Consider the following 23,531-nt stretch of genomic DNA (forward strand, 5'->3'; position numbering starts at 1 on the left):
ACGACGCGCGGCGGGATGACTCCCGCCGCGCGTCGTCAGTACAATGATTCACGATAAAAACGGCTGCAGGCAGCGCAGATGATTCGAGTGTTGATAGCGGACGACCACGCCATTGTGCGGAGCGGATTCCGGCAATTCGTCGCCGATGAACCCGACATGGAAGTCGCCGCCGAAGCGTCCACCGGTGACGAAACCATCGCGCTCGTACGCGAAAGCGCGTTCGACGTCGTGCTGCTGGACATCGCGATGCCTGATAAGAACGGTATAGATACGTTACGCGTGATCAAGCAGATTCGCCCGGAGCAGGGCGTGCTGATGCTGTCGGGTTATCCGGAAAGCCAGTACGCGATCAATCTGCTGCGCGCCGGCGCCAACGGGTATCTCAACAAGGACGCGGCGCCCGACGAAATCGTGCGGGCCATTCGGACGGTGGCGCGGGGCCACCGCTACCTGTCGGAGTTCATTGCCGACGCACTCGCCGACAAGCTCGAAAAACCCGCCACCGAGCGGCCGCACGAGGCCTTGTCCGAGCGCGAGTTCCAGATTTTTTGCAAGCTTGCGGGCGGCCAGATTCCGACCGAAATAGCGGAGGAGCTGCATTTATCGGTGAAGACGATCAGCACATATCGCGCACGCGTTCTCGAAAAAATGCGGCTCGCGAACAATGCCGATCTAACGTATTACGCGATCAAGAATGGCTTGATCGAGTAGGAGGGTGCCCGCCGTGGGCCAACAAACGAGCGTCGATAAAACCGGTCTCGCGCATAAGCGGCCACTGAGCGTGCTGTTGATCGAAGACTCGCCGTTGATCCGGCGCAGCCTGGTGGAAGCGATCGATGCGTCCGGCGAGCTGCGCGTCACCGCTTGGGCGGACACGCCCGAGACGGCAATCGGTCTGCTGGAAGCGCAGGGATTCGACGCCGTGATTGTTGATCTGCAACTGAAGCACGGTTCTGGCGTCGAGGTGCTGGCGTATTTGCAACGCACCGGAATGACCGATTCGGCCTTCGCCGCCGTGCTCACCAACCATGCACTGCCGGCGTACCGCGAGCGCTGCCTGCAATACGGCGTGCGCCATTTCTTCGATAAATCCCTGGAATTCGACCGCGTTCTCGACGCGCTGCATCATTACGCCCGCGCGCGGGATTAAGCGGGGACTGAGCGTGATCAGGCGCGCGATTCACGCCTGCCTTGATCAGACCTCCCGCTCAGGCGCTTTTTGAACGGCTGCGCGAATGGCTCAGGCCGGCAAGCCCGGTGGCCGCCAATCCCGCAATACACACGCCGACCCATCCGAACGCATGCCATGCCAGCGATGCAACAGCCGACCCCACGGCGCCACCAATGAAATAGACCACCATGTACACGGTATTCACGCGGCTGCGCGCCTCGGGCTTGAGCGCGTAGATTCTCGATTGATTCGATATCTGCGCGGCTTGCACGCCCACATCGAGCACGATCACGCCGATCACCAGCCCCACGAGGCTGCGTCCCGACAGCGCGAACACCACGAACGACACGGCCACGAGCACGATGCACAGCGACACCACCGCGCGCGGCCCGCGCTTGTCCGCCGACTTGCCGGCGAGCGGCGCGGCCAGTGCGCCCGCTGCACCGACAATGCCGAACAGCCCGGCCGCCTGAGGGCCGAGATGGAACGGCTCGCCCGCGAGCAACAACGTGAGCACCGACCAGAAGATGCTGAAGGCCGCGAACAGGGCGCCTCCAGTCATCGATGCCTCGCGCAGCGCCGGCGACTCGACCACGAGATGCCACATCGACACGAGCAGCCGGCCGTACGGCAGCGTGGAAGTGGGCTTGCTGCGCGGCAGGCGCATGATCACGAGGATAGCGAGCCCGATGGTCGCGACAACGGAGGCGCCATACACCGCTCGCCAGCCGAAATACTCCGCGACGAAACCCGAGACCGTGCGTGCAAGGAGAATGCCGATCAGCAAGCCGCTCATCACCGTGCCGACCGCGTGACCGCGTTGCGCGGGAGGCGCGAGTTCGGCGGCGAACGGCACGGCTTGTTGCGCGATGGTTGCCACGATACCGAGCGCCAGGCTCGCGGCGATCAGCACGCCGAGCGTGGGCGCGGCCGTCGCCGCAACGAGCGCGATGCCGAGTGCGGCCAGTTGCAGAAGGATGATCAGGCGGCGATCGAAGCGATCACCGAGCGGCGCGAGCAATAACATGCCGATTGCATAGCCGAGTTGCGTGACGGCGGGCACCGCGCCGATCATCCCCGCGCTTTCCGGGAACGACGCGCGAAACGCCGCGAGCAGCGGCTGATTCGTATAGATATTCGCGACCGATACGCCTGCGATCGTCGCCAGGACGAGCAGCGTCGCCCGCGAGTAGTGCTGGTGGTGCGGCTGATGCGGGGCGTGGGAATTTGAATCGGTGGCGGCAGCGGACATGGGCGAGGCCTCGAGGATTCAACGCATGAAGCGAGCCGCCGATGATACTAAAGACGACGAGGGGCCGCTGGCCGCAGCCGCCATGTCCGGCGTTAGCCGGTGACTGAGCCGCTACATGAGCAGGTTTCTACGTTCATTGCCCCGTCGATCTGCCCACATTTTCCGGCCTTGATGAAAAGCCTTACTCCGTGGCTTCGGCGCCCGGTTTCAGCGGGTATTTTTCAGCGAGATCCGCTGGTGTCAGCCACTGGAACGTCTTGAGCTTGTCGTCTTCGAACGTGCATTCGACGGCTGCCTGTACCTGCACCGATGTTGTCTTGATGGGGGTTATGCCCGTCGGCGGAATCTTTTTGGTGTAGCTGCCTTCAACCACCACACGCGTGCCCTGGTAAGAGACGCGGGGTATTTCGTAGCTCAACCTGGGCTGCGAGGCCGGGTAGGTCTCGACCATTCTGGCCTTGCACTCCTGGCCGTTGCGGTAAGGAGTCGTGCAGCCTGCTGTGCAGGTAAGAACGGCAGCAGCGGCCACCGCATAAAAGGTTCGATGTTTCATGATGGCTCGCGCTAGGTAGGACGCGCAGTCTACTTCAGTCGGTTAAGCGAAGACCGGATGACTGGCGGTTTCGGCATCGATAAAACGGGTCTGCCCGGGTCTGCCATGCGCGATCGGTGCTTCTCTCGTTTCCTTTCAGCCCAAGCCAAATGAAATCCGGGAAAGTGCGCAACGGTGTTGAACCGCTTCTGTATGAATATACAGTGATCATCGCGTTGATCTTCGCGCGGCAGAAAAACATCCCATTCGTTCAGGGGCGCTCAAGCAATCTGACGCTGGTAGCGGGGACCGGACTTGAACCGGCAAGCCGTTAGGCGGCGGATTTTAAGTCCGCTATGTTTACCAATTTCATCACCCCGCCAAGCGGACGGGATTCTACCATCGGACGGCGGGCGGGCCAATCCAGACAGGCGCCAGCGTCCCACGTCTGCCCGCCTGGCGGGGGGCGCATTCATCCTCCCGGCACCTTTCGCCGTATTCCGCGGGATAGAAACCCAAGAATATTCTCTCCGCCCTGCATCCATTCGAAGCCGGGCTCGCGTATTCAGGTACATGAAAATCCGCCGTCGCTGAGTGGCGGGATCAACGAGTCGGGATCAACGGTCGACCCATCGATGTCAGGAGGCGAGTATGAAAGACGTTTCTATCGGCGCATGGCGTGAACGGACGCGTCTGGGACTCGGGTTGGCCATTCTCGCAGCCGGAGCAGGGTTGCAACTGCTGCAATGGCTTCACGCCTGCGTTCCGCGATAATGTCCGAAGATTCCTGGTGGTTGGGGGCACTGCATTGCGTCGATACATCACGACGTTCTTCTCTCGTTCGCGCTAAATCGACAACGCCAGGTTGCTCGCGCATAATTTGCTGCGGGTTGGGGCCGTAAACCCCAGCGTTAAAACGACGAAAAACGAAAAAGCACGAGAAAGGACGAGGATGGGCACGAATCGGATTGAGGCATTCAGCGATGGCGTGATCGCCATCATCATTACGATCATGGTGCTGGAACTCAAGGTGCCGCACGGCGCCGATCTGGCGTCACTCAGCGCGCTGGGTCCCGTGTTTTGCGCCTACGTGCTGAGCTTCGTGTATGTCGGCATCTATTGGAACAACCACCATCACCTGATGCATGCAGCCAAGCGCGTCAACGGCAGCGTGCTGTGGGCGAACCTCCATGTGCTGTTCTGGCTGTCGCTGTTCCCGTTCACCACCAACTGGATGGGCGAGAACCACCTGGCGTCATGGCCCACCGCGCTTTACGGCTTCGATCTCTTCATGACGGCGCTCGCGTGGTACATCCTCACGCGCGCGCTGATCAGCCTGCACGGCGCCAACTCCATGCTGGAGCGCGCAATCGGTGCGGATCGCAAGGGGAAGATTTCAGTGGTGCTGTATCTCGTCGCCATCGCCGCCTCGTTTTGGGAGCCGTGGGTTGCCGCGGCCTTATACGCGATCGTTGCGGTCGTATGGCTCGTCCCCGACCGGCGCGTGGAGAAAGTCCTGCTGACGGAAGAGTAACGGCCTGCGGCATAGTGATTTCATCGGCATGAACAGTGCTACGCTCGTTGCTTAGAGTCCCGCGAGCGAAGCCCATGTCATCTGTCATCCGCATCGGCATCATCTCCGATACCCACAACCTCGTGCGCCCCGAGGCGCTCGATGCGTTGCGCGGCTGCGAGCACATCATTCACGCCGGCGATATCTGCAATCCCGCTGTACTCGATACGCTCAACGAACTCGCGCCCGTCACCGCGGTCCGCGGCAATAACGACTCGGGCATGCGGATCGACGACTTGCCGGAAGCGCTGACGTTTGATATTGGCGGTACGGCGATTCATCTGGTCCACGACATAGCGGACGTTCCGAAGCAACTTGCCGGTATCGACGTGGTCGTCACCGGCCATTCGCACAAGCCTTTGATCGAACGTCGCGGCGCGACGCTGTTCGTCAATCCGGGAAGTGCCGGGCCGCGTCGATTCAAATTGCCGGTGACGCTTGGCATTATGTTGATCGATAAGGGCGAGGTGCAGGTGGAAATCGTACGGCTGGTTGAGTGAATGGCGGCCCAGCGCCGGCTTCGCTTGAGCGACCAGGCAAAGAGGCCATCCAACGTTAGCTGGATGGCCTCTTTGCTTAACTTCGTTTAACAGCGGAACGACTGGCGAACAACCGCCCATCGATCAGCTTGATGACGGTTATGCGCGTGCAGTCGCTTCCGGCATCCGGTCATCCATTTCAGCGGCTTGCCGCACGCCGCGCAACACGGCATGCGCTTCCGAGCGCGAGCCCACACACGGCGGCGAACCCTTCAGCGGTTGCCTGGCCGTCTCATGCAGCGCGAGCACCGAGACGATTCCGATCACCGATGCCCCCATCAGGTAATACGCCGGCATCATCAGATTTCCCGTCGATGAAACCAGCCACGCGGTGACCAGCGGCGTCGTGCCGCCGAACAGCGAAACCGATACGTTGAAGCCGATCGCCAGCGCGCCGTAGCGGATCTTGGTGGGGAAGAGCGCGGGTAACGCGGACGGCATGGCCCCGGTGAAACACGAGAGCAACACGCCGAGAATCAGCATGCCGCAGAAAATCGGCAGCATGGTGCCCATGCGGATCAGCGTCAGCGCGGGTATCGACAACAGCAGCAACCCGACGCATCCAAACAGCATCACCGGCTTGCGCCCGACCTTGTCCGACAGATGGCCTGCGGCAAGCGTCATCGGCATCATCAGCACCATCACGATCAGCACAATGAAAAGCCCATGCGTTTCGTTGAATTTCAGCGTCGCGGACAGATAACTCGGCAGATAAGACAGCGCCATGTAATCGGTCACGTTGAAAATCAGCACCAGCCCGACGCATTGCAGCATCGGCTTCCACTGCTTGACCAACATATCGCGGAATTGCTCTTTGGGCGTGCTGTGCGCTTCGCTTTCGCGCTTGTCGGCTTCGCGCTGGAAGGCAGGCGTTTCTTCAAGCTTCAGCCGGATATACAAGCCGATTAGCCCCATTGGTCCTGCGATCAGGAACGGAATGCGCCATCCCCAGGAGAGTAGCGATTGTTCGGACATCGTCGCGGTCAGCACCGCCACGCAGCCCGCGCCGAGCACGTATCCCACAAGCGTACCGAACTCGAGAAAACTACCCATGAAACCGCGTTTCTTGTCCGTCGCGAATTCCGCGATGAACGTCGCCGCGCCGCCATACTCGCCGCCCGTGGAAAAGCCCTGAACCAAACGCGCGGCAAGCAGCAGGATCGGCGCAAAAATGCCGATGCTTCCATACGCCGGAATCAAGCCGATACAAAACGTGCCGACCGCCATCATGATCATGGTCATCGCGAGCACGCGCTTTCGGCCAATGCGGTCTCCCAACGGCCCGAACACCATGCCGCCGAGCGGACGCACGAGAAACGCCGCGGCGAACGTCCCGAACGTGGCGATCAGTTGCGCCCCCGGATTGGCCGACGGGAAGAACACTTTGCCGAGCGTCACCGCGATATAGCTGTAGACGCCGAAATCGAACCATTCCATTGCATTGCCGATCGCCATCGCGCCGACTGCGCGCTTGAGCAGCGATTTATCGACGATGGTGATGTCGTCAAACGACAGGTCTTTTTGGGGTTGGGGTTGTCGCCCGCGGCTGTCGTTCGGTATTGCCATGAAGAGAAGCTCCAGGTTGTTGCCGATCCGCCCGTGGGGCGGTTCGGCGTGCGCCTAAGCGCACGTTGCCAGGAAAGTGCAGTTTCGCGACGAGGCGAGTTTCAGTGCGTGCACTGAAAGCGGCGGCCCGCCCGCTGAACGCATAAGCGATGCGCTGACGGTGCGATGAACAATGCCGATGCCTCGCGCCGATGTCGCGAAATGGCACTTTGTGGGTAGCACGGGTTTGCGTGCACGGGTACTACGGGGATAGATGGCTGGACACAGCTAAATTGAGCAACGGAGGCGCTTGGTGCGCTGGTGTTCAGTTGCTTGCCGTGTCACGGATTGGGAAGGCTTGAGAACAACGTGTCCACGGGCAAATCCAGACCCGAGGAAGCCTCCACAACCACTCACCGATATCTCGAATTAACGCTTGAATGAATGCTTCAGGCGCGTCATTACCAAGAAATTGACTTTGAATTGCAGTTGGAAAGACGGAGATGATAGCACGATGCAAGACGATCCGCGAACTGGCCTGTTGAAAGGGCTGCTTGCGCGAGTCTCTAAAAAGAAAAAGCCGGCCTCGAAAGACCGGCTTTTTATCGCCAGAAAAGGACTTGCCTGATCAGCTTTGCGTCGGCGGCACGTAGCCTTGGGCGGTGTCGGCGCCTTCACCGAAAAAGTACTTTTCCGTCTGCTTCAGCAGGTACTGACGTGCGCGCGGATCAGCCATGTTCAGGCGGTTTTCGTTGATCAGCATGGTTTGCTGCTTGAGCCAGCCTTGCCATGCTTCCTTCGAAATTGTTTCGTAGATCCGCTTGCCGAGTTCTCCCGGCAGGGGTGGGAAGTCGAGTCCTTCGGCTTCCTTGCCGAGTTTCGCGCATTGAATCGTTCGGGCCATCTGTATTTCTCCTGTAGCGGGGTAGCTGGGCGCTTCGCGTCGGGCGGCGCATGGGTGCGCTTGCAACCGGACGAACACGCCTCGAAATAACTCGAAATAAATTAGAGCTGCTTCATCAACACAAGCGATTTACGTTGCCAGTTGTACAGCCGGCGGCGGTCCTCGGGAAGATCGTCGACCGTCACCTTGACGAAGCCGCGTTTGAGAAACCAGTGCTCGGTGCGCGTGGTCAGCACGAAGATGTGCGTGAGGCCACGAGCGCGAGCCCGTTGCTCGACACGTTTCAGCAAGCGTTCACCATCGCCGGAACCTTGCGCTTCGGGCGAGACCGTCAGGCAGGCCATTTCACCGATGCGTTCCTGCGTGTACGGATACAGCGCCACGCAGCCGAACAGCACGCCATCGTGCTCGATCACCGAGAAATGGTCGATATCGCGTTCAATCTGATGCCGGCCGCGCCGTACGAGCGTGCCGTCCATTTCCAGCGGTTCGATCAGCGTCAGGATCCCGCCGACGTCATCCGGCGTGGCTTCTCGCAGGCTTTCGAGATTCTCGTACGAGATCATCGTGCCCACGCCGTCATGCAGGAACAGCTCGAGCAGGATGCTGCCGTCGAGCGCGTAGGGGATGATGTGCGCCCGCGCCACGCCGCCGCGGCAAGCGCGAATGGTGTGCTTAAGATAGAACGCGGCGTCGCCTTGCAACTCGCCGCTTTCGTGCAGCCGGTACGCGTCGTCCAACGACATTTCGCGCACCAGTTCGCCGTTTTCATCGACGAGACCGGGGGTTTCGGTGAGGAAAATGATCTTGTCGGCGCGCAACGCGATAGCTGCTGCCGACGCCACATCTTCCATCGACAAATTAAACGCTTCGCCCGTCGGTGAAAAACCGAGCGGGGAGAGCAGCACGAGCTTGCTGCTGGTGAGCGAGTGGCGAATGGAATCGCCGTCGATCTTCCGGACCACGCCCGTGTGCTGAAAATCGACGCCGTCGAGAATGCCGACCGGCCGCGCTGTCACAAAATTGCCCGATACCACGCTGATGTGCGCATGCGCCATCGGCGTGTTCGGCAAGCCCTGGCTGATTGCCGCTTCGATATCCAGGCGCACTTCCCCAGCGGCTTCTTTCGCGGATTCGAGCGCGCGGGCGTCGGTGATCCGTAAGCCGTGTGAAAACTCCGACTCCACGCCGTGCAGGTTCAATTGTTCTTCCACCTGGGGCCGCGAACCGTGCACGAGCACGACGTGAATGCCCATGGCGTGTAACAGGCCGACGTCCTGAACGAGTGCGTTCAGACGTCCTTCCTGCACCAGTTCGCCGCCGAACGCGACCACGAAGGTCTTGTTTCGGAACGCGTGAATATAGGGCGCGACGGAGCGCATCCATTCCACGAACTGGCCGTGTTGATCAGGCGCTTCGGGCTCGGTCGAAACCGGCGGAGGCGCGGCGGGGAGGTCGGTTTGAGAATTCATGCCGGGATTATAATGCCGTGCTATGCCGAATGTTTCCAAACGTCCCGCCGATGCGGACAAGCTTGACCCCCAGGAGCAGTTGAAAAAGCTGCGTGAAGCGCTGCTGCGCGATGCAGCGGCGCGCGAAAGCGATGGCGAAGATGACGCCGGAGGCGGTACCGGGACCGCCGCGAATAGCAAGAAGGACGCGGCTGCGCGGCGTTTTGCCGGGGTGTCGGGAGCGGGCTCGGCGGGTGGCCCCGCCGTTGGTCAACAGGGATCGAAAAAAAGCGTTCAGAAAGGGGCGGGAGTTTCTTCTGCTTCGCGCAATGAATCGAAGGGTTCGTCCGGTGGCGCTTCTTCTTTGTCTTCCTCGTCTTCGCGACAAGGTTCGCCGCGAAAGGATGAGCGCGGCGGCGCGGTTTCGCTGTCGTCGCTGTCCGCGCTAGCTTCGTTGTCTTTGTCGTCAGGCAAGGTGAGCGTCCCTGGTTCGCAGGCTCCCGTTGCAGAGTCTGAGCGGCGTCGTGAAAGCGCAGCCGTGCGCGTCGGCAGCGAGGAACGCGCCCCGGCGATAAAACGAACCGAAGGGCCGAAAACACCCTCGACGCCAATAGCGCCGCATGACGAACGCGTGTTCGCTAACAGTCCGGGAAATCGGAGCGCTGGAAGCGTTGGCGCCAGCGTTGCGTCAACGGGCGTTTCCAACGTGCCGCGCAGCGAGCGCGTTTCCCGAGTTGGGCCAGGGCAGCCAGGCAAGCAAGCCACTGTCATGCCGCCGCGACGCGAACCCGAAACGAAAGCGCAAACCGCAGCAGCCAGCGGTTCGACAAAAAACCAGAGCGAGCGGTCAGCTTCCGATACGCGCCCGGAACGCGATTCGCGGAAAGCTCACGTTAGTCAGCCAGCCGATGCGTCGATACAACAACGCGTCGCGAGCGAGTCGTCTGCGCAAGACTCAAATATTCGACGTACGCAGGAATCGCGCATCGTTGAACGCACCGATACCGTGCAACCACCGGTCAGTTCCGAGGGGCGCGAGGCGAACAGGCAACGTGATCAGAAACCAGGCAAGACGCGCGGGAATACAGGCGGCCCGTCGATGTCGTCTGGGGCGAGATCGGACAGGGGGGCATCGTCCAGACTGCCGGTGGATAAACAGCGGGCACATGGGCCTGAGCGCACAGCGGCAGAGGGCGCGCCGCAGCGCCCGGCCATACAACCCCGCCGATCGGATGCACAAACGCGGAGCCGTGCGGAGCAGGGCGCGAACAACGCTCGTCAGCAGAACGACGCACGCACATCGGAAAACGCGCAACAGGGCGCCCGGTCAGAAAGCGGCGCTGCACAACCGGTGGCTCGTTCGCCATCTGCCGCCGCACGCCCCGTCGCTCGTTCGCAGCATGACGCCGCGCAACCCGCCGCTCGACATCAACCTGACGCGCTCGGGCGAGCCGTTCGTCCGCAACCTGATTCATCACGCCCCAACCCACGCCCTCAGCATCGCGATACCCCGCGTCCGCGCCGCGTAGTCGAACCGAACCCCATCCCGCCGATCCGTTTCCCCGAAACGCTACCGGTATCCGCCCGGCGTGACGAAATTGCCGCCGCGATCCAGGCGAACCAGGTGGTGATTGTCAGCGGCGAAACGGGCTCCGGAAAAACAACGCAACTACCCAAAATCTGCCTTGCACTCGGACGCGGCCTCGGCGCAGGCGGCACGGGGCTGATCGGCCATACCCAACCGCGGCGAATCGCGGCATCGGCGACGGGACGGCGGATCGCTGAAGAACTCGGCACGCCGTTCGGCGAGGTGGTTGGCTACAAGGTTCGGTTCACGGACAACCTGTCGCCCGGTGCATCGGTGAAACTGATGACCGACGGCATTCTGCTCGCCGAGACGCAGACCGATCCGCTGCTCGCCGCGTACGACACGATCATCATCGACGAGGCGCACGAACGCAGCCTGAACATCGATTTCCTGCTCGGTTATCTGCGCGAAATCCTGCCGCGCCGGCCGGATCTGAAGGTGATCGTGACATCGGCGACGATCGATGCCGACCGCTTCGCCCGTCATTTCGGCAGCGATGAAAAACCCGCGCCGGTGATCGAGGTGAGCGGGCGGCTGTATCCGGTTGAGGTGCGATATCGACCGGTGGAGGAGGAGAGCGCGGCGGTGAAGTCGGCACAAGGTCCGACGCTGGGCACGCAGCCGAAAGACCGTCCGGATCGTCCGAAGACTCAACGTGAAAATGATCGCGACCTGATGGAAGCGATCGTTGACGCTGTCGATGAACTCTGCCGCGAAGGCCCCGGCGATGTCCTCGTTTTTCTCCCCGGCGAGCGCGAAATTCGCGACGCCGCCGAAGCGTTGCGCAAGCACCATCCGCCGCACACGGAAATCCTGCCATTATTCGCGCGCCTTTCCGCCGCCGAGCAGGAGCGCGTATTCCGCACGTCGAATACGCGCCGGATCGTGCTGGCGACGAACGTCGCGGAAACTTCGTTGACGGTGCCGGGGATTCGCTACGTTGTCGATACCGGGCTTGCCCGCGTGAAGCGCTATTCGTATCGGAACAAGGTCGAGCAGTTGCAGATCGAACCGATTTCGCAGAGTTCGGCGAACCAGCGCGCGGGGCGGTGCGGGCGGGTCGCGGACGGCGTGTGCATTCGTCTCTACGAAGAAGACGATTACAACCTTCGCGTGCGGTTCACCGATCCGGAAATCCTGCGCTCATCGCTCGCCGCGGTGATCTTGCGGATGAAATCGCTGCATCTGACGGCCATCGAAACGTTTCCGTTTCTCGAACCGCCGCCGGGCCGCGCAATCGCCGATGGTTATCAACTGCTGAACGAACTTGGCGCAGTCGATGACGACAACGCGCTCACGCCGCTCGGCCGCGAACTGGCGCGTTTGCCGCTCGATCCGCGCGTCGGCCGGATGATTCTTGCCGCGCGTGACCATCAGTCGTTGCGCGAAGTGTTGATCATCGCGAGCGCGTTGTCGGTTCAGGATCCGCGCGACAGGCCGATCGAAGCGCAGGAACAAGCGGATCTGGCGCACAAGAAATTCGCCGACGAGCGTTCCGAATTCCTGCAGTGGACGAAAATCTGGGCGTGGTTCGAGGATGCGATCGCGCACAAGAAGTCGAACAAGCAGCTCACCGATGCGTGCCGCGCGAACTTTTTGAATCACGTGCGTCTGCGTGAATGGCGCGATGTGCATTCGCAATTGCTGACCGTCGTGCGCGAACACGGCTGGCGTCTGAACGAATCCGAGGCGACGTTCGAGCAGATTCATCTCGCTTTGCTGACGGGTTTGCTTGGCAACGTGGGCCTGAAGGCCGACGACGAGCCGTATTACCTTGGCGCGCGCGGTATCAAGTTTTATCTGTGGCCTGGTTCAGCGTTGCTGAAGAAGGCGGGGCGCTGGGTTATAGCCGGCGAACTCGTGGAAACGAGCCGGCTCTACGCGCGATGTATCGCGAAAATCGAGCCCGAATGGCTTGAGCAAGTCGGCGCGCATTTGCTGCGTAAATCGATTTCCGAACCGCATTGGGAAAAGAAAGCCGCGCAAGTTGCTGCGTTCGAACGCGCAACGCTGCATGGCCTGACCGTCTACGCACGTCGGCGCGTGAGTTTTGGCAAACAGGACCCGGAGCGGGCGCGTGAATTGTTTATTCGCGGCGCGCTCGTGGACGGCGAGTTCGAGACCAAGCTGCCGTTTTTCGCGCACAACCGCAAGCTGCTGGCGGATATCGAACAGTTGGAGCACAAGTCGCGTCGGCAGGATGTGCTCGTCGACGACGAATTGATCTTCGGTTTCTACGATTCGCTTGTGCCGAAGGGCATGTACTCCGGCGCGGCTTTCGAGCGCTGGTATCGGGATGAAGAGAAGAAGAATGGCGCGTCGTCACGTCTGCTGTTCCTCTCGCGCGACGACCTGATGCGCCACGAAGCTGCCGGCGTCACGACCGACTTGTTTCCGAAGCGGATGACGATGGCCGGCATCGAAATGACGTTGACGTATCACTTCGAACCGGGTTCTGCCCGCGATGGCGTGACGCTCACCGTGCCGCTGTTCGGCCTGAATCAAGTTGATGCCCGCCGTTCCGAGTGGCTTGTTCGCGGCATGCTCAAGGAAAAAGTGCAATTGCTGCTGAAGTCGTTACCGCAAAAGTTGCGGCGTCACCTTGTGCCCTTGCCGGAGTTTTCAGCCGGCGTGGTCGAGCGCCACAGTGGCAAGACATTCGGCGCGGGCGGTTTGCTCGAAGCCTTGATCGCGGATATTCGCGAGCAAACGCAGATCGCGATGAAACCCTCGGACTTCAAGCTCGAGTCGCTGCCCGCCCATTTGTTCATGAACTTCAAGGTCATCGACGAACACGGTCGCCAACTTGCCATGGGCCGAAACCTTGCCCAACTCCGATCGGAACTGGGTGGCCAGGCGCAGCAGCATTTCCAGAAGCTGGCAGCGGGCGCGACGTTGGACGGTAGCAACGACACGGCGGCGCCTGTCACCCGAACGGCTTCCGCATCCGATTCGTCGAGTACCGCGTTGTATGAAAACCTGACTACCTGGGACTTTGGCAAGCTGCCCGAGTTGCTTGAAATTCGCCGGCGCGGTCAGACGCTCTTCGGTTATCCGGCGCTTGTCGATCGGGGAACGCATTGCGACGTTGAGGTCTTCGATTCACCGGAAGAAGCGGCGCGGATTCATCGGGCCGGTTTGCGGCGACTCTTTGCGCTGCAGTTGCGCGAGCCGATCCGGTATCTCGAACGCAATCTTGGTGGATTGCGCGAGATGTCGTTGCATTACATGGCGCTGGGGACGCAGGAGGAGTTGGCAGGCCAGATTATTGAAACGGCATTGGATCGTGCATGCCTGCAAGATCCGCTTCCCGATAACGACGCGGATTTCTACGCGCGGCGAGATCAGGGCAAGAGCCGGTTGACGCTGCTGGCACAGGAAATCGCGCGGTTGGCCGGGCAGATACTGGCGGAATACGCGACGATCTCCAAGAAACTGACGCAGGCTAAATCGTTCGGCACACCCTACTCGGACATGGTCGCGCAACTTAGCGCGCTGATCGGCAAGCGTTTTATTATCGATACGCCTTACACGCAGTTGTCCCACTTCCCGCGTTATCTGAACGCGATAGGGTTGCGTATCGACAAGTTGAAAGCGGATGCAGTGCGGGACGCGCGGTTGTCGGCGGAGATTGCGCCGTTGCTGCAAAACTATCAGCGGGCGATTGCTCAACGCGGCGGTGTGGCGGATGCGCGATTGAGTGAATACAGATGGTTGCTGGAAGAGTTGCGCGTGTCGTTATTTGCGCAAGAACTTCGAACGCCGATGCCGATTTCGGTCAAGCGCTTGTACAAAGTGTGGGAATCGATGCAACGATAACGCCCGTAGGGGACGCACATAAGAGACGCCCGTAAGGGACGCACGTGAGAAAGCGCGAGACTCGGCGGATAGCCGGCTCGCGCTTTACACGTTCTACAACGACTACTTCGTCGTTTCGCCCGAAGACTGGATGACTTCGAGACTCAGAGGCGCAGCTGTCAGAACGCTGGACTCAGTGCTTACCTCACCGCTAGCCTCTGTGCTGACAGGCGTCATCACATACTTCTGCCATTTACCATCGGCCAACGTCTCTACGCTATCACCACACTTGCGATAGAAATTGCGCGCTTCGTCACGTGACGTGAACACCGCTTTCAACTGACACACCATTTGCGGCGCACCAGCGTCGTTCGTGACGTTCAAAACATAGTCCCATTCGCGGACGCCGAAAAATCCTTCCTGGAATTGCGGACGGCCCAGAAGTGCTGCAATCTGGTTTTTGTTCATACCGGGCTTGAGCTTGCGCAGGGCTTCGGTCAACGGGTAGCTGCCTCCGAGGCTCGTTGCCGAGTCGGCTGCCGGAAATACCAGTTGGTCCTGGCTGCCGTCGCTGGAAAGCTTGCTACCCGTACCGCAGGCCGACATCAAAAGCGCCACGAGGAGCGAGGCGGCGAAAGGAAGTGCACGCGATGGTTTGCGGAAGGTGAAGTTCATCTCTTGATCGGATCCGTTGTTTTCATTAACTCGATGTCGCGGGCCTTTACAGCTTGCCCGCGACACTACCTCTGTGACTGCGCTGGCTTACCAGTGCATGCCGGCGCCGACTGAAACGCCGAACTGACCGCGCGTGCTCGTCGTGCCGCTTACCTTGTAGGCCCAGATGCCGTTATCGGAAAGTTGCGAAATGCCGATAGCAACAGCCGATTGGCCGCCGTACGTGCCGCCGCCCAAGGCCACCATGCCGCGGCCTGGCAATACCGCTTGCGGCAAACCTGCGACCGCGAGTGCCGACGCCGTGCCGGCGTAGGCGTCGCGACGCGCGCCTTCCGTTTTGGAGTCGGTGTAGTCGTTCGCTTGCTTCAACGTGCTGCCGGCGCTTTGGTTCAACTGGTTCACGTTGACCGCGTCGGTGCCTTGCGTGCCGGGCGCGACGTTCGTGATCTGACGTTCGCTGCCTGCCGCCCCAACCGACACCGTGTCTGCGCGATCAGCGACCGAGTTCTGGCCGAGGGCGACTGAATTGGTCGCAGTTGCTTGAGCGCCGTTACCCATGGCAACACCGCCGGTGCCGGACGCCGCCGAATTTTGGCCGAGCGCCACGGAACTGTCGGCGGAAGCCTGGGCGCCGTTGCCCAGGGCAACCGAACCCGCGCCACTTGCCAGTGCGTTTTGGCCGACTGCCGTAGCGTTGTCGGCTGTAGCCTGAGCGCCATTGCCCATTGCAACCGAGCCGGCGCCCGTCGCCAATGCCTGTGCGCCTACCGCAACCGCCTTCGTGCCGGTGGCGGATGCAGCCTCCGTATCGCGATCGCCATCTGCGCTGAACAAGGGATCGTTGGCGTCGATAACGGCGTTATTCACCGCATTGGTGACTGCGTTATTCACCGCGTTGGTGACAGCATCGCCGACCGACGCGTTGACCTGACCGATTGCATCGTTAAGCTGACCAACGTTCACCGCGTCGGTTGTATCCACGCCAGCCGCGACGTTATGAAGTGCCGTTCCGCTCGTGCCTTCGAGCGTCACGCTGTCGTGATTAACCGAGCCGTCGGCATTGCGGTCGTATTTGACCGCGCCGTCGGAGGCTGCGGTTGCTGTTGCAACGGCTGCTGCGGCCTGGTCGCTAACCGCCTTCAACTGTTCAACGTTGACCGCGTCTGTGTCCAGCGCACCGGCTGAAACGCCGCTGATCGTGCGGTTACCCACGTTCACTTCGCCCGCTGATGTTTGCGGTGCCGTCAGGCCGTAAGCGGTATAGCCGGTCTGTGCACCGGTGGTCGTTGCCGATCCCGCGCCGAGAGCCACGCTATTCTCATTGTTCGCGATCGCGTTGTTGCCGATAGCGATGGAGTTTGCGAATGCAGCGTTGGCTTGCGCGCCAAAGGCGATGCTGCTTGTACCCGCTGCGACTGCGCTATGACCCACCGCGATGGAGTCGACTCCGGAAGCCTGTGCGGTGTCGCCAACGGCTGTGGCGTCGAGTCCGGACGCCGTTGAATTGACGCCTACCGCGATGGCTTGCTTTTCGATCGCGTTGGCCTGATAGCCGACTGCCACTGCGTTATCTGACGCAAACGTCCCTGCGCCGGCGGCGACTGAGTTCGCTCCTGCTGCCGTTGAATACTGGCCAACGGCTGTTGTATTGACGCCCTGGGCGGTGGCGTTGTTACCCACGGCAGTGGCGCCGTCCTGATAGGCGCCGGCTAACGTTCCGACGGCGACCGCTGCTACACCGGTGGCTGTTGCCTTACGTCCGAGCGCTACGGTATCTACATTTGCGGCGTTCGCGCTTGTACCGATCGCGATGGCGTCGCTTGCGGGATTTGCACCGGGATTGGCCGCGAGTGACGCCGGATCGATTCCGGTCAAAGCCTGCGTACCGATCGCGATTGAGTTTTCAGCCGTTGCGCTGGCATGGGAGCCCGCAGCAAATGACGTTAAGCCGCTGGCCTGCGCGTTCGAACCCATGGCAGTCGCGCCGATGGCAGAAGCCGTGGTGTTCGACCCCACGGCCGTCGCGCCGACAGCAGAAGCTGTGGCGTACGGGCCAATGGCGCTCGCCATTGATGCGTTTGACAGGGAGGTGTCGCCAATGGCCACCGCGCTGGTGTCGATTGCTGTGGCGCTGGCGCCCAAAGCGGTCGCCCGATCTGTCGCTGCGGAGTCCGCACCCACAGCGACTGAGTTGTCGCCGGCAGCAACAGCATAGCTACCTGCCGCGAGGGCGTTCGCCCCACGCGCTTCTGCGTACACGCCGATGGCATTCGACTGTAAGCCAGAAGCGGTAGCTGAATTTCCGATCGCGGTCGAACTCGTATTTGTAGCTTGGGCGTTCGAACCAACGGCAGTGGCGTTAGCACCGGAAGCGGTCGCTGACATGCCGAACGCACTCGATGCGGTTCCGGATGCCGTCGCGTTTGCACCCAGCGCAACCGCACTGGCTGCGGCCGAGGCAGAATCAGTACCAATAGCGACAGAATCAGTGGCCTGTGCGTTTGCACTTGTGCCGAAAGCAATGGCGTTACTTCCTTGCGCTTGCGAGGATGCGCCGATGGCATTCGAACCGTCACCCGCCGCAACAGCGTTTGCGCCAATACCGGTCGACTGTGCGCCGGATGCCGATGCCGTGTCACCCAGCGCCATTGCGCTGTTTCCAGTGGCGATAGATGCCGTGCCAAATGCGGCGGATCTGGCGCCATCTGCTTCCGCCAATGCGCCTACTGCGGTACTGCTCTCGCCAGTCGCCCAACTTCCTCCGCCCAACGCTGTGGATGCTGTTCCGGACGCATTTGCCCCGGAGCCGTATGCACTGGCCCCGATCCCGCTGGCGGAAGCGGAGAAGCCCGTGGCGACCGTATTTTCGCCTGTCGCGTTTGTGTTGGTGCCAATCGCGACGGCATTGATGCCCGAAGCGCGATTGGCGCTCGCGGCGGCATTGGGCCCAACGTAGATGGCATTGGTACCCGTTCCGGCCGCAGCCCAATCGTCAGCATGGGCGCCAGAGGACATAACAAGGCCGCCAATGCTGATCATTGCCACTTGCACCATTGCAAGCTTGCGTGCCGAAGACCGCTTGGTCTTCGATCTGGATGTCTCGGAAGCCGCGACCCAGGTGCCTGATGATTCGTTCCAGACTGCTTTAAAGATTCTATTCATGAAAGAAGGATGTCTAACAATTTGACAAATACATGTCGGGTTGATCGATGGATCCGATCGCGCGAGTGCCTGCCTGCTGAAAAGGGAGGAATCTGGACGCGACGGTTCCTTGGAACGAGGATCTCCCGCCTCGTAAGTTCTGGCCCGCTCGGGCGTCGGACAGCCTTCCTGCATTGCTACGTTCGGACTCAGAAGGTCGGGATCATCGCGGTTATCGTGTTTTCGAAATACACGATCTTTCCTAAAATGAGTGCGATTAAGAAAAGATAGTTTGGATTGCAAACTAAATTAAAAAACCGTCATTTTTTGTGGCGAATTTTTCGCCCCAATGCGCCTTCTTTCTGTGGAATCCCGCGGAGGGCGCAGCCTTGGTAAATGCGTCGGATCGGCTTCAGGAGTATTTGCGGCGTCAATGCCGAAAAGTGCCAAAAACCCGTTCTGGATCAACACTCTGCTTGGCGCAAACGTTCTACAATGGCGACTGTTTTTCGACCCGAGTTTTCATGCGCAATTCTCTCCGTACTCGTTTCTCCCGCGCGATTGTTGCCGCTGCTGCATTGATCGCTGCTTTTTCTATTGCCGTGCCGGTTCACGCCAACAACATAATCGTGCTGAATTCTGGCGAGGCCACACTGAGTCTTATCGATGAAGCGACGCATCAGGTCGTGTCGACCATCCCGACCGGCAAGGAACCGCACCACTTGATGGCGACGCCGGACAACGCGTCGCTGATCGTTGCAAACTCGGTCTCGAACAATCTGATGTTCGTCGACCCGAAGACGGGCAAACTGCAGCGTTGGGTCGAAAACATCGAGGACCCGTATCAGATGGGTTTTTCGCCTGACAAGAAATGGTTCGTGTCCACCGGCTTGCGGCTCGACAGGCTGGATATCTATCGGTACGACGGCGCCAATATGTCCCTCGCGAAGCGCATACCGCTGGCGGTCATGCCCAGCCACATCGCGTTCACGAACGACAGCAAGACGGTGTTGATATCGCTGCAGGTATCCGGCGAAGTAGCAGCAATTGACCTGGCAACGCAAACCGTGAAATGGAAGATGAAGGTCGGCCCGGTGCCTGCCGGCCTCTGGATGACACCGAACGACAAATATCTGCTGGTCGGCATGACCGGCGCGGACTATGTGGCTGTGGTCGACTGGCGTACCCAGAAAATCATTAAAACGATCAAGACGGGCAATGGCGCGCACAACTTCCGCTCGCTGGCGGACGGTAAGCATGTCGTGGTGTCGAATCGGGTCGCGAGCACGATCAGCATCATCGATCAAGACTCGTTGACGAATGTCGGCGACATCACGGGTTTGTTGCCCGGCCCCGACGATATGGAACTTTCAGCCGATAAACGTTATCTTTGGGTCACATTCCGGTTTGCGAAGAAGGTCGGAGTTATCGACCTGACAAACCGTAAGCTCATTCAGACAATCGCGGTGGGGCGTTCGCCACATGGCATCTATTTTTTCGACCGTGCCCCGGTGACCGGTCCGAATGGCGGTTGAAATCAGCGGTCAAAGAAGCAACTAGATTGAAGGTTGAGGTGCCGCCAAGATAGGATTGCACCTGGTAACAGTGACGGAGCACCATGTTTCATTCCATTTTTTCCCTGTTCGACACGGTCGTCTCGACGGCGCAGACGTGGCTGTACGTCGACGTCGTGCAGCCGTTCCTGTTCAAGGTCGGTCTGATGGGTTATGACGAAGACACCTACGACGCGCTCTATTGGGTGATCGTGGGCGTGCTCGAAGTGCTTGCCATGTACGCGATCCTGCGACCGCTTGAGGCCTTGCGGCCTGCCGAGAAGTGGCAAAACAGGAAAGGCGTGCGCGTGGACGCGCTGTATACGTGGATCGTCAAGCTGGGCATCCTGAATCTGTTCTTTTTCTTCACGTTTCAGCCATTCTTTGATGGTTTTCAGAGTTGGCTGCGGCTGCACAACATTGCCAACGTCGAGCTTGACAATCTTTGGCCGGGCGTCACGTCTCAGCCGATCATCGCGTTCGTTATTTATCTGGTCGTGCTTGATTTCGTCGGTTATTGGTATCACCGGATGGAGCACCGAATCGGCATCTGGTGGGAATTGCACGCGGTGCATCACAGCCAGCAAAAGATGTCGTTGTGGACCGACGACAGGAACCATCTGTTGGACGACGTCATGCAGGCGGGGGTTTTTGCTTCAGTCGCGCTGGTGATCGGTGTGCAACCATCGCAGTTCGTGGTGCTCGTCGCAATCACCAACCTGATGCAAAGCGTCCAGCACGCGAATATCCGGCTCCGCTACGGCTGGCTTGGCGAGCGCTTGCTTGTCAGCCCGACGTTCCATCGGCGGCACCATGCAATTGGCTATGGTCACGAAGGCACAACCTACGGATGCAACTTCGGCGTGCTGCTGCCGTGGTGGGACATGATGTTCAGGAGCGTGTCGTGGAATCGAGAGCTCGAGCCGACCGGTATTCGCGATCAACTGGCGGTTGCCGACAAACCCGGCCGCAATTACGGCGATGGTTTCATCGAGCAGCACTGGCTTGCGTTTAAGCGCATCGGGGAGCGCATCGTGTCGCATCGGGCGACCCGCGCCCCGGGTTCGGATTCGGACGCGGCCGCCGTTTAAGCAGCCATGCGTGATCAAACCCGGTTCAGAATATCCTGTCCGGGCCTATGTGTTTTTGTTTGAACCTACTCAGTTTGTAGCGCCTCAGTCCTCTTCGCCGGCCTCCAGCCGGCGAAGTCATTTTAACTGGCAGCGTTAGCCAAACGGACGAGCAGCGCGGCATGTGCTCAGTGGTTTATCCTGTCTTCTTTCCCTTTCGGACGACTCTTTGCATGAATGACTTGCTGCGTTCGTTCGTACGCGCGCTCGCGAACGCTTTTCATCCGAGAATGCTGTGGCTGACGTTCATGCCGTTCGCTGTGGCGACCGTTGCATGGGGCGCCGTCCTGTGGTTTTTCTGGCAGACGCTGACGGGCGCCGCGCGGAACTGGCTTGATGGCTGGGCGCTGACGTCCGCAATGTACCGGCTCTTCGATTCGATCGGTTTTTCGTCGTTACACGCGGTGATTGCGCCGTTTTTCATCGTGATCATGGCGATTCCGTTAATCGTCGTAACCATTTTGTTGCTCATTGCGACGCTTTCCATGCCCGCCGTGATCAAGCTGTTGACGCGGCGTCAGTACGCGTCGCTTGAAATGCGGCGCGGGGGCTCGTGGTACGGGAGTCTGGGGCATTCAGTGATCACAACGGTCGTGTGTCTCGTGCTGCTGGTCGTGACGTTACCGCTGTGGCTGATCCCGCCGTTTTTCGCGATCATTCCGCCCGTGTTGTGGGGCTGGCTGACTTACCGGGTCATGACGTATGACGCGCTCGCGTTGCATGCTAGCGCGGAGGAGCGGCGCGCTATCGTGCGGCGCTCCCGGTGGCCGCTGTTTGGAATTGGCGTGATCAGCGGTCTGCTAGGGTCTTTGCCGACCATGTTATGGGCGTGGTCGGTCTGGCTGCTGCCATTATTTCCAGTCGTGGCGGCGGCGACTATCTGGATCTATGCGTTCATCCTCGTTTTCTCGGCACTCTGGTTTGCGCACTACTGCTTGCATGCGCTTGAGCGCTTGCGGATAGAAACCGCTGCGGCTGCATCTACGCTGAGCGGTCCCGGCGCACCGCCCGAATTTCGAATTTCCGGCTAATTTTCACGATCAGGGAGCATTCATGGGCTTTGGCATGATCATCATTGGCGATGAGATTTTGTCCGGTCGCAGGACCGACAAGCATCTGCCGAAAGTTATCGAATTGTTGTCGGCGCGCGGGTTGTCGCTCGACTGGGCGGACTATATTGGCGATGACCGCGAACGCATTACCGCTACGCTTAAACGAGCCTTTGCGTCGGGGGATATCGTTTTCTCGACGGGCGGAATTGGCGCGACACCCGACGATCACACGCGGCAGTGCGCTGCCGCTGCACTCGGGGTGCCGCTCGAACTGCACCCGGAAGCGGCCGAACTGATCCGAGCGCGCATCCGGGAAACGGCGGGTGAAAAGCCGGTGGATCTCGATCTGCCGGAAAACCTGCATCGGTTGAACATGGGCACGTTCCCGAAGGGCGCGAGCATCATTCCAAACAGCTACAACCGGATTCCCGGCTTTTCAGCGGGGAATATTCATTTCGTGCCCGGTTTCCCCGTCATGGCATGGCCGATGATCGAGTGGGTGCTGGACAACAAATACGCGGACCTGCATCACGCAACGCCTTATGTAGAGCGTTCAGTGCTGGTCTTCGGGTTGCCGGAATCGCGTATTACGCCGCTGATGGAATCAATCGAAAGCGACTTCGTGGGAGTGCGGGTCTTCAGCCTGCCAAGCGTCGGTGACGCCACGCGCGGTGAGGTGTACGGGCGTGCGCACATTGACTTGGGCGTGAAGGGGGAACCGGGTGCAGCGAACGCCGCGTTCACCCGGTTGCGGGAGGGTGTGGCCGAGCTCGGTGGCGAGATAGTGGAGATTGAACCGGGCGCAGTGGCTTAAGCCGCGACGAACTCGACCACTCAACCAGAGGATTTACGCGCCGATCCAGGGCAGGCCGCGAAAGCACCAGCCGGAAACGGTTTTGCGGTGGCCCTGTCCATCCTTGTCGCCCTCGAATCCTTCCAGCAGGTCGAAGGCTTTGGTGAAACCTTCCTTCTGAGCGAGGACCGCCGCTAGTTTTGAGCGCGCAGCGCTACGGCAGAGGAACAGGACGGGCGTGTCGGGCGAGGCCACTTCACGCAACTGATGCATGAACGCCGTGTTCGGGACGGAACCTGGATACTGGATCCATTCAACGTGCGAGTACTGCGCGGTATCAATGGCTGGCCGGCCGACCCAGTCGAGTTCGGCGCGCGTACGTACGTCGATCAGGCGAACAGCGGGGTCGAGTTGCAGAAGCTCGAAAGCTTCGGCGGGCAGAATGGCGCCCGCGTAAGGCAACTGGTTTTGATCGGCGCGAAGTGTGGCCTGGGCGTACAACTGCTCGAGCGTGCTCATGGACTAGGTCTCCAATCGGACATTTTAATTAGGCATTCTAGCTTGCTGCCAGCGCTTCGCTCATGCATGGTTGGCTGAGGCGGCAGAACGCATCGGACTGGTGCGGAGCGTTTGAATTGCCCTGAATCAGTGCTAACGTTACGGGTCTCAGTTTTGAGTGCACTGAATATGTGCATAATGATGCGATTTCGATCAGTAAGCCCCTTGAAGGGTAGTGGTGCTTCCCCGAAAAAGCGCGCAGCTTCAACCGCTTAGCGCAACAATGGTGCACTTGGCATGGAAGCTGCTTTTGACTCTACCGATGGTTTCGAATCG

General features: G+C 60.2%; 18 protein-coding genes and 1 tRNA gene. 10 read left to right on the forward strand and 9 right to left on the reverse strand.

What is annotated here, in order from left to right:
* Window positions 1–78: 78 nt before the first annotated feature.
* Window positions 79–711: a response regulator gene (locus ACSQ36_RS05530; RefSeq protein ID WP_213763395.1), complete on the forward strand. Its 633-nt coding sequence runs from the start codon at window positions 79–81 to the stop codon at window positions 709–711.
* 4 nt (window positions 712–715) lie between these two features.
* Window positions 716–1,150, forward strand: coding sequence for a response regulator (locus tag ACSQ36_RS05535; RefSeq protein WP_436181169.1), 435 nt, complete (start codon window positions 716–718; stop codon window positions 1,148–1,150).
* Between the two features lie 58 nt (window positions 1,151–1,208).
* Here ACSQ36_RS05535 and ACSQ36_RS05540 read toward each other — a convergent pair whose 3' ends face one another.
* The 3 genes from ACSQ36_RS05540 to ACSQ36_RS05550 all read right to left on the reverse strand — a co-directional run bounded on the left by ACSQ36_RS05540 (window position 1,209) and on the right by ACSQ36_RS05550 (window position 3,337).
* Window positions 1,209–2,423, reverse strand: a complete 1,215-nt coding sequence (locus ACSQ36_RS05540) for an MFS transporter (protein ID WP_436181170.1) — start codon at window positions 2,421–2,423, stop codon at window positions 1,209–1,211.
* Window positions 2,424–2,604: 181 nt separating this feature from the next.
* Window positions 2,605–2,976 carry a nuclear transport factor 2 family protein gene (locus tag ACSQ36_RS05545; RefSeq protein WP_213763389.1) on the reverse strand — a complete coding sequence of 124 codons (372 nt, stop codon included), beginning with the start codon at window positions 2,974–2,976 and terminating at the stop codon, window positions 2,605–2,607.
* 276 nt (window positions 2,977–3,252) lie between these two features.
* Window positions 3,253–3,337, reverse strand: a tRNA-Leu gene (locus tag ACSQ36_RS05550).
* Window positions 3,338–3,606: 269 nt separating this feature from the next.
* On the opposite strand from ACSQ36_RS05550, the gene ACSQ36_RS05555 reads away from it, so the two are divergent.
* The 3 genes from ACSQ36_RS05555 to ACSQ36_RS05565 all read left to right on the forward strand — a co-directional run bounded on the left by ACSQ36_RS05555 (window position 3,607) and on the right by ACSQ36_RS05565 (window position 5,028).
* Window positions 3,607–3,729 (forward strand): hypothetical protein, encoded by a 123-nt coding sequence (locus ACSQ36_RS05555; protein WP_436181171.1) that lies wholly within the window; start codon window positions 3,607–3,609, stop codon window positions 3,727–3,729.
* 178 nt (window positions 3,730–3,907) lie between these two features.
* On the forward strand, window positions 3,908–4,489 hold the full coding sequence (locus ACSQ36_RS05560; protein WP_213763387.1) for a TMEM175 family protein: 582 nt from the start codon (window positions 3,908–3,910) through the stop codon (window positions 4,487–4,489).
* Between the two features lie 74 nt (window positions 4,490–4,563).
* The gene (locus ACSQ36_RS05565; RefSeq protein WP_436181172.1) at window positions 4,564–5,028 is read left to right on the forward strand and encodes a metallophosphoesterase family protein; all 465 of its coding nucleotides are present in this window, start codon (window positions 4,564–4,566) and stop codon (window positions 5,026–5,028) included.
* A gap of 138 nt (window positions 5,029–5,166) precedes the next feature.
* Here ACSQ36_RS05565 and proP read toward each other — a convergent pair whose 3' ends face one another.
* From proP to argA, 3 genes are all read right to left on the reverse strand, one after another.
* Entirely contained in the window at window positions 5,167–6,633 is a 1,467-nt protein-coding gene (gene proP, locus ACSQ36_RS05570) for a glycine betaine/L-proline transporter ProP (RefSeq protein WP_436181173.1), read from the reverse strand.
* A 607-nt stretch (window positions 6,634–7,240) separates the two neighbouring features.
* A complete protein-coding gene (locus ACSQ36_RS05575) occupies window positions 7,241–7,516 on the reverse strand; it encodes an oxidative damage protection protein (RefSeq protein ID WP_165088370.1) in 276 nt (91 codons plus the stop codon).
* A gap of 101 nt (window positions 7,517–7,617) precedes the next feature.
* Complete coding sequence (argA, locus tag ACSQ36_RS05580; RefSeq protein WP_158936637.1) at window positions 7,618–8,988, reverse strand: amino-acid N-acetyltransferase; 1,371 nt, start codon at window positions 8,986–8,988, stop codon at window positions 7,618–7,620.
* A gap of 1,078 nt (window positions 8,989–10,066) precedes the next feature.
* Here argA and hrpA point away from each other — a divergent pair.
* Window positions 10,067–14,374 (forward strand): ATP-dependent RNA helicase HrpA, encoded by a 4,308-nt coding sequence (hrpA, locus tag ACSQ36_RS05585; protein ID WP_436183099.1) that lies wholly within the window; start codon window positions 10,067–10,069, stop codon window positions 14,372–14,374.
* 102 nt (window positions 14,375–14,476) lie between these two features.
* Here the strand turns inward: hrpA and ACSQ36_RS05590 are convergent, their stop codons facing one another.
* Window positions 14,477–15,028: an outer membrane protein assembly factor BamE gene (locus tag ACSQ36_RS05590; protein WP_436181174.1), complete on the reverse strand. Its 552-nt coding sequence runs from the start codon at window positions 15,026–15,028 to the stop codon at window positions 14,477–14,479.
* Between the two features lie 87 nt (window positions 15,029–15,115).
* On the reverse strand, window positions 15,116–18,190 hold the full coding sequence (locus tag ACSQ36_RS05595) for a YadA-like family protein (RefSeq protein ID WP_436181175.1): 3,075 nt from the start codon (window positions 18,188–18,190) through the stop codon (window positions 15,116–15,118).
* A gap of 503 nt (window positions 18,191–18,693) precedes the next feature.
* Between ACSQ36_RS05595 and ACSQ36_RS05600 the strand changes: the two genes are divergently transcribed.
* The 4 genes from ACSQ36_RS05600 to ACSQ36_RS05615 all read left to right on the forward strand — a co-directional run bounded on the left by ACSQ36_RS05600 (window position 18,694) and on the right by ACSQ36_RS05615 (window position 22,718).
* Window positions 18,694–19,704 carry a beta-propeller fold lactonase family protein gene (locus ACSQ36_RS05600; RefSeq protein WP_436181176.1) on the forward strand — a complete coding sequence of 337 codons (1,011 nt, stop codon included), beginning with the start codon at window positions 18,694–18,696 and terminating at the stop codon, window positions 19,702–19,704.
* Between the two features lie 83 nt (window positions 19,705–19,787).
* On the forward strand, window positions 19,788–20,813 hold the full coding sequence (locus tag ACSQ36_RS05605; RefSeq protein ID WP_436181177.1) for a sterol desaturase family protein: 1,026 nt from the start codon (window positions 19,788–19,790) through the stop codon (window positions 20,811–20,813).
* Window positions 20,814–21,025: 212 nt separating this feature from the next.
* Window positions 21,026–21,883 carry an EI24 domain-containing protein gene (locus tag ACSQ36_RS05610; protein WP_436181178.1) on the forward strand — a complete coding sequence of 286 codons (858 nt, stop codon included), beginning with the start codon at window positions 21,026–21,028 and terminating at the stop codon, window positions 21,881–21,883.
* A gap of 22 nt (window positions 21,884–21,905) precedes the next feature.
* A complete protein-coding gene (locus tag ACSQ36_RS05615) occupies window positions 21,906–22,718 on the forward strand; it encodes a competence/damage-inducible protein A (protein WP_436181179.1) in 813 nt (270 codons plus the stop codon).
* Between the two features lie 33 nt (window positions 22,719–22,751).
* On the opposite strand, the gene ACSQ36_RS05620 is transcribed toward ACSQ36_RS05615, so the two are convergent.
* A complete protein-coding gene (locus tag ACSQ36_RS05620) occupies window positions 22,752–23,216 on the reverse strand; it encodes a rhodanese-like domain-containing protein (RefSeq protein ID WP_213763363.1) in 465 nt (154 codons plus the stop codon).
* Window positions 23,217–23,531 lie beyond the last annotated feature (315 nt).

The sequence above is a fragment of the Caballeronia sp. LjRoot34 genome, assembly GCF_964253815.1.
Classification (GTDB): Bacteria; Pseudomonadota; Gammaproteobacteria; order Burkholderiales; family Burkholderiaceae; genus Caballeronia.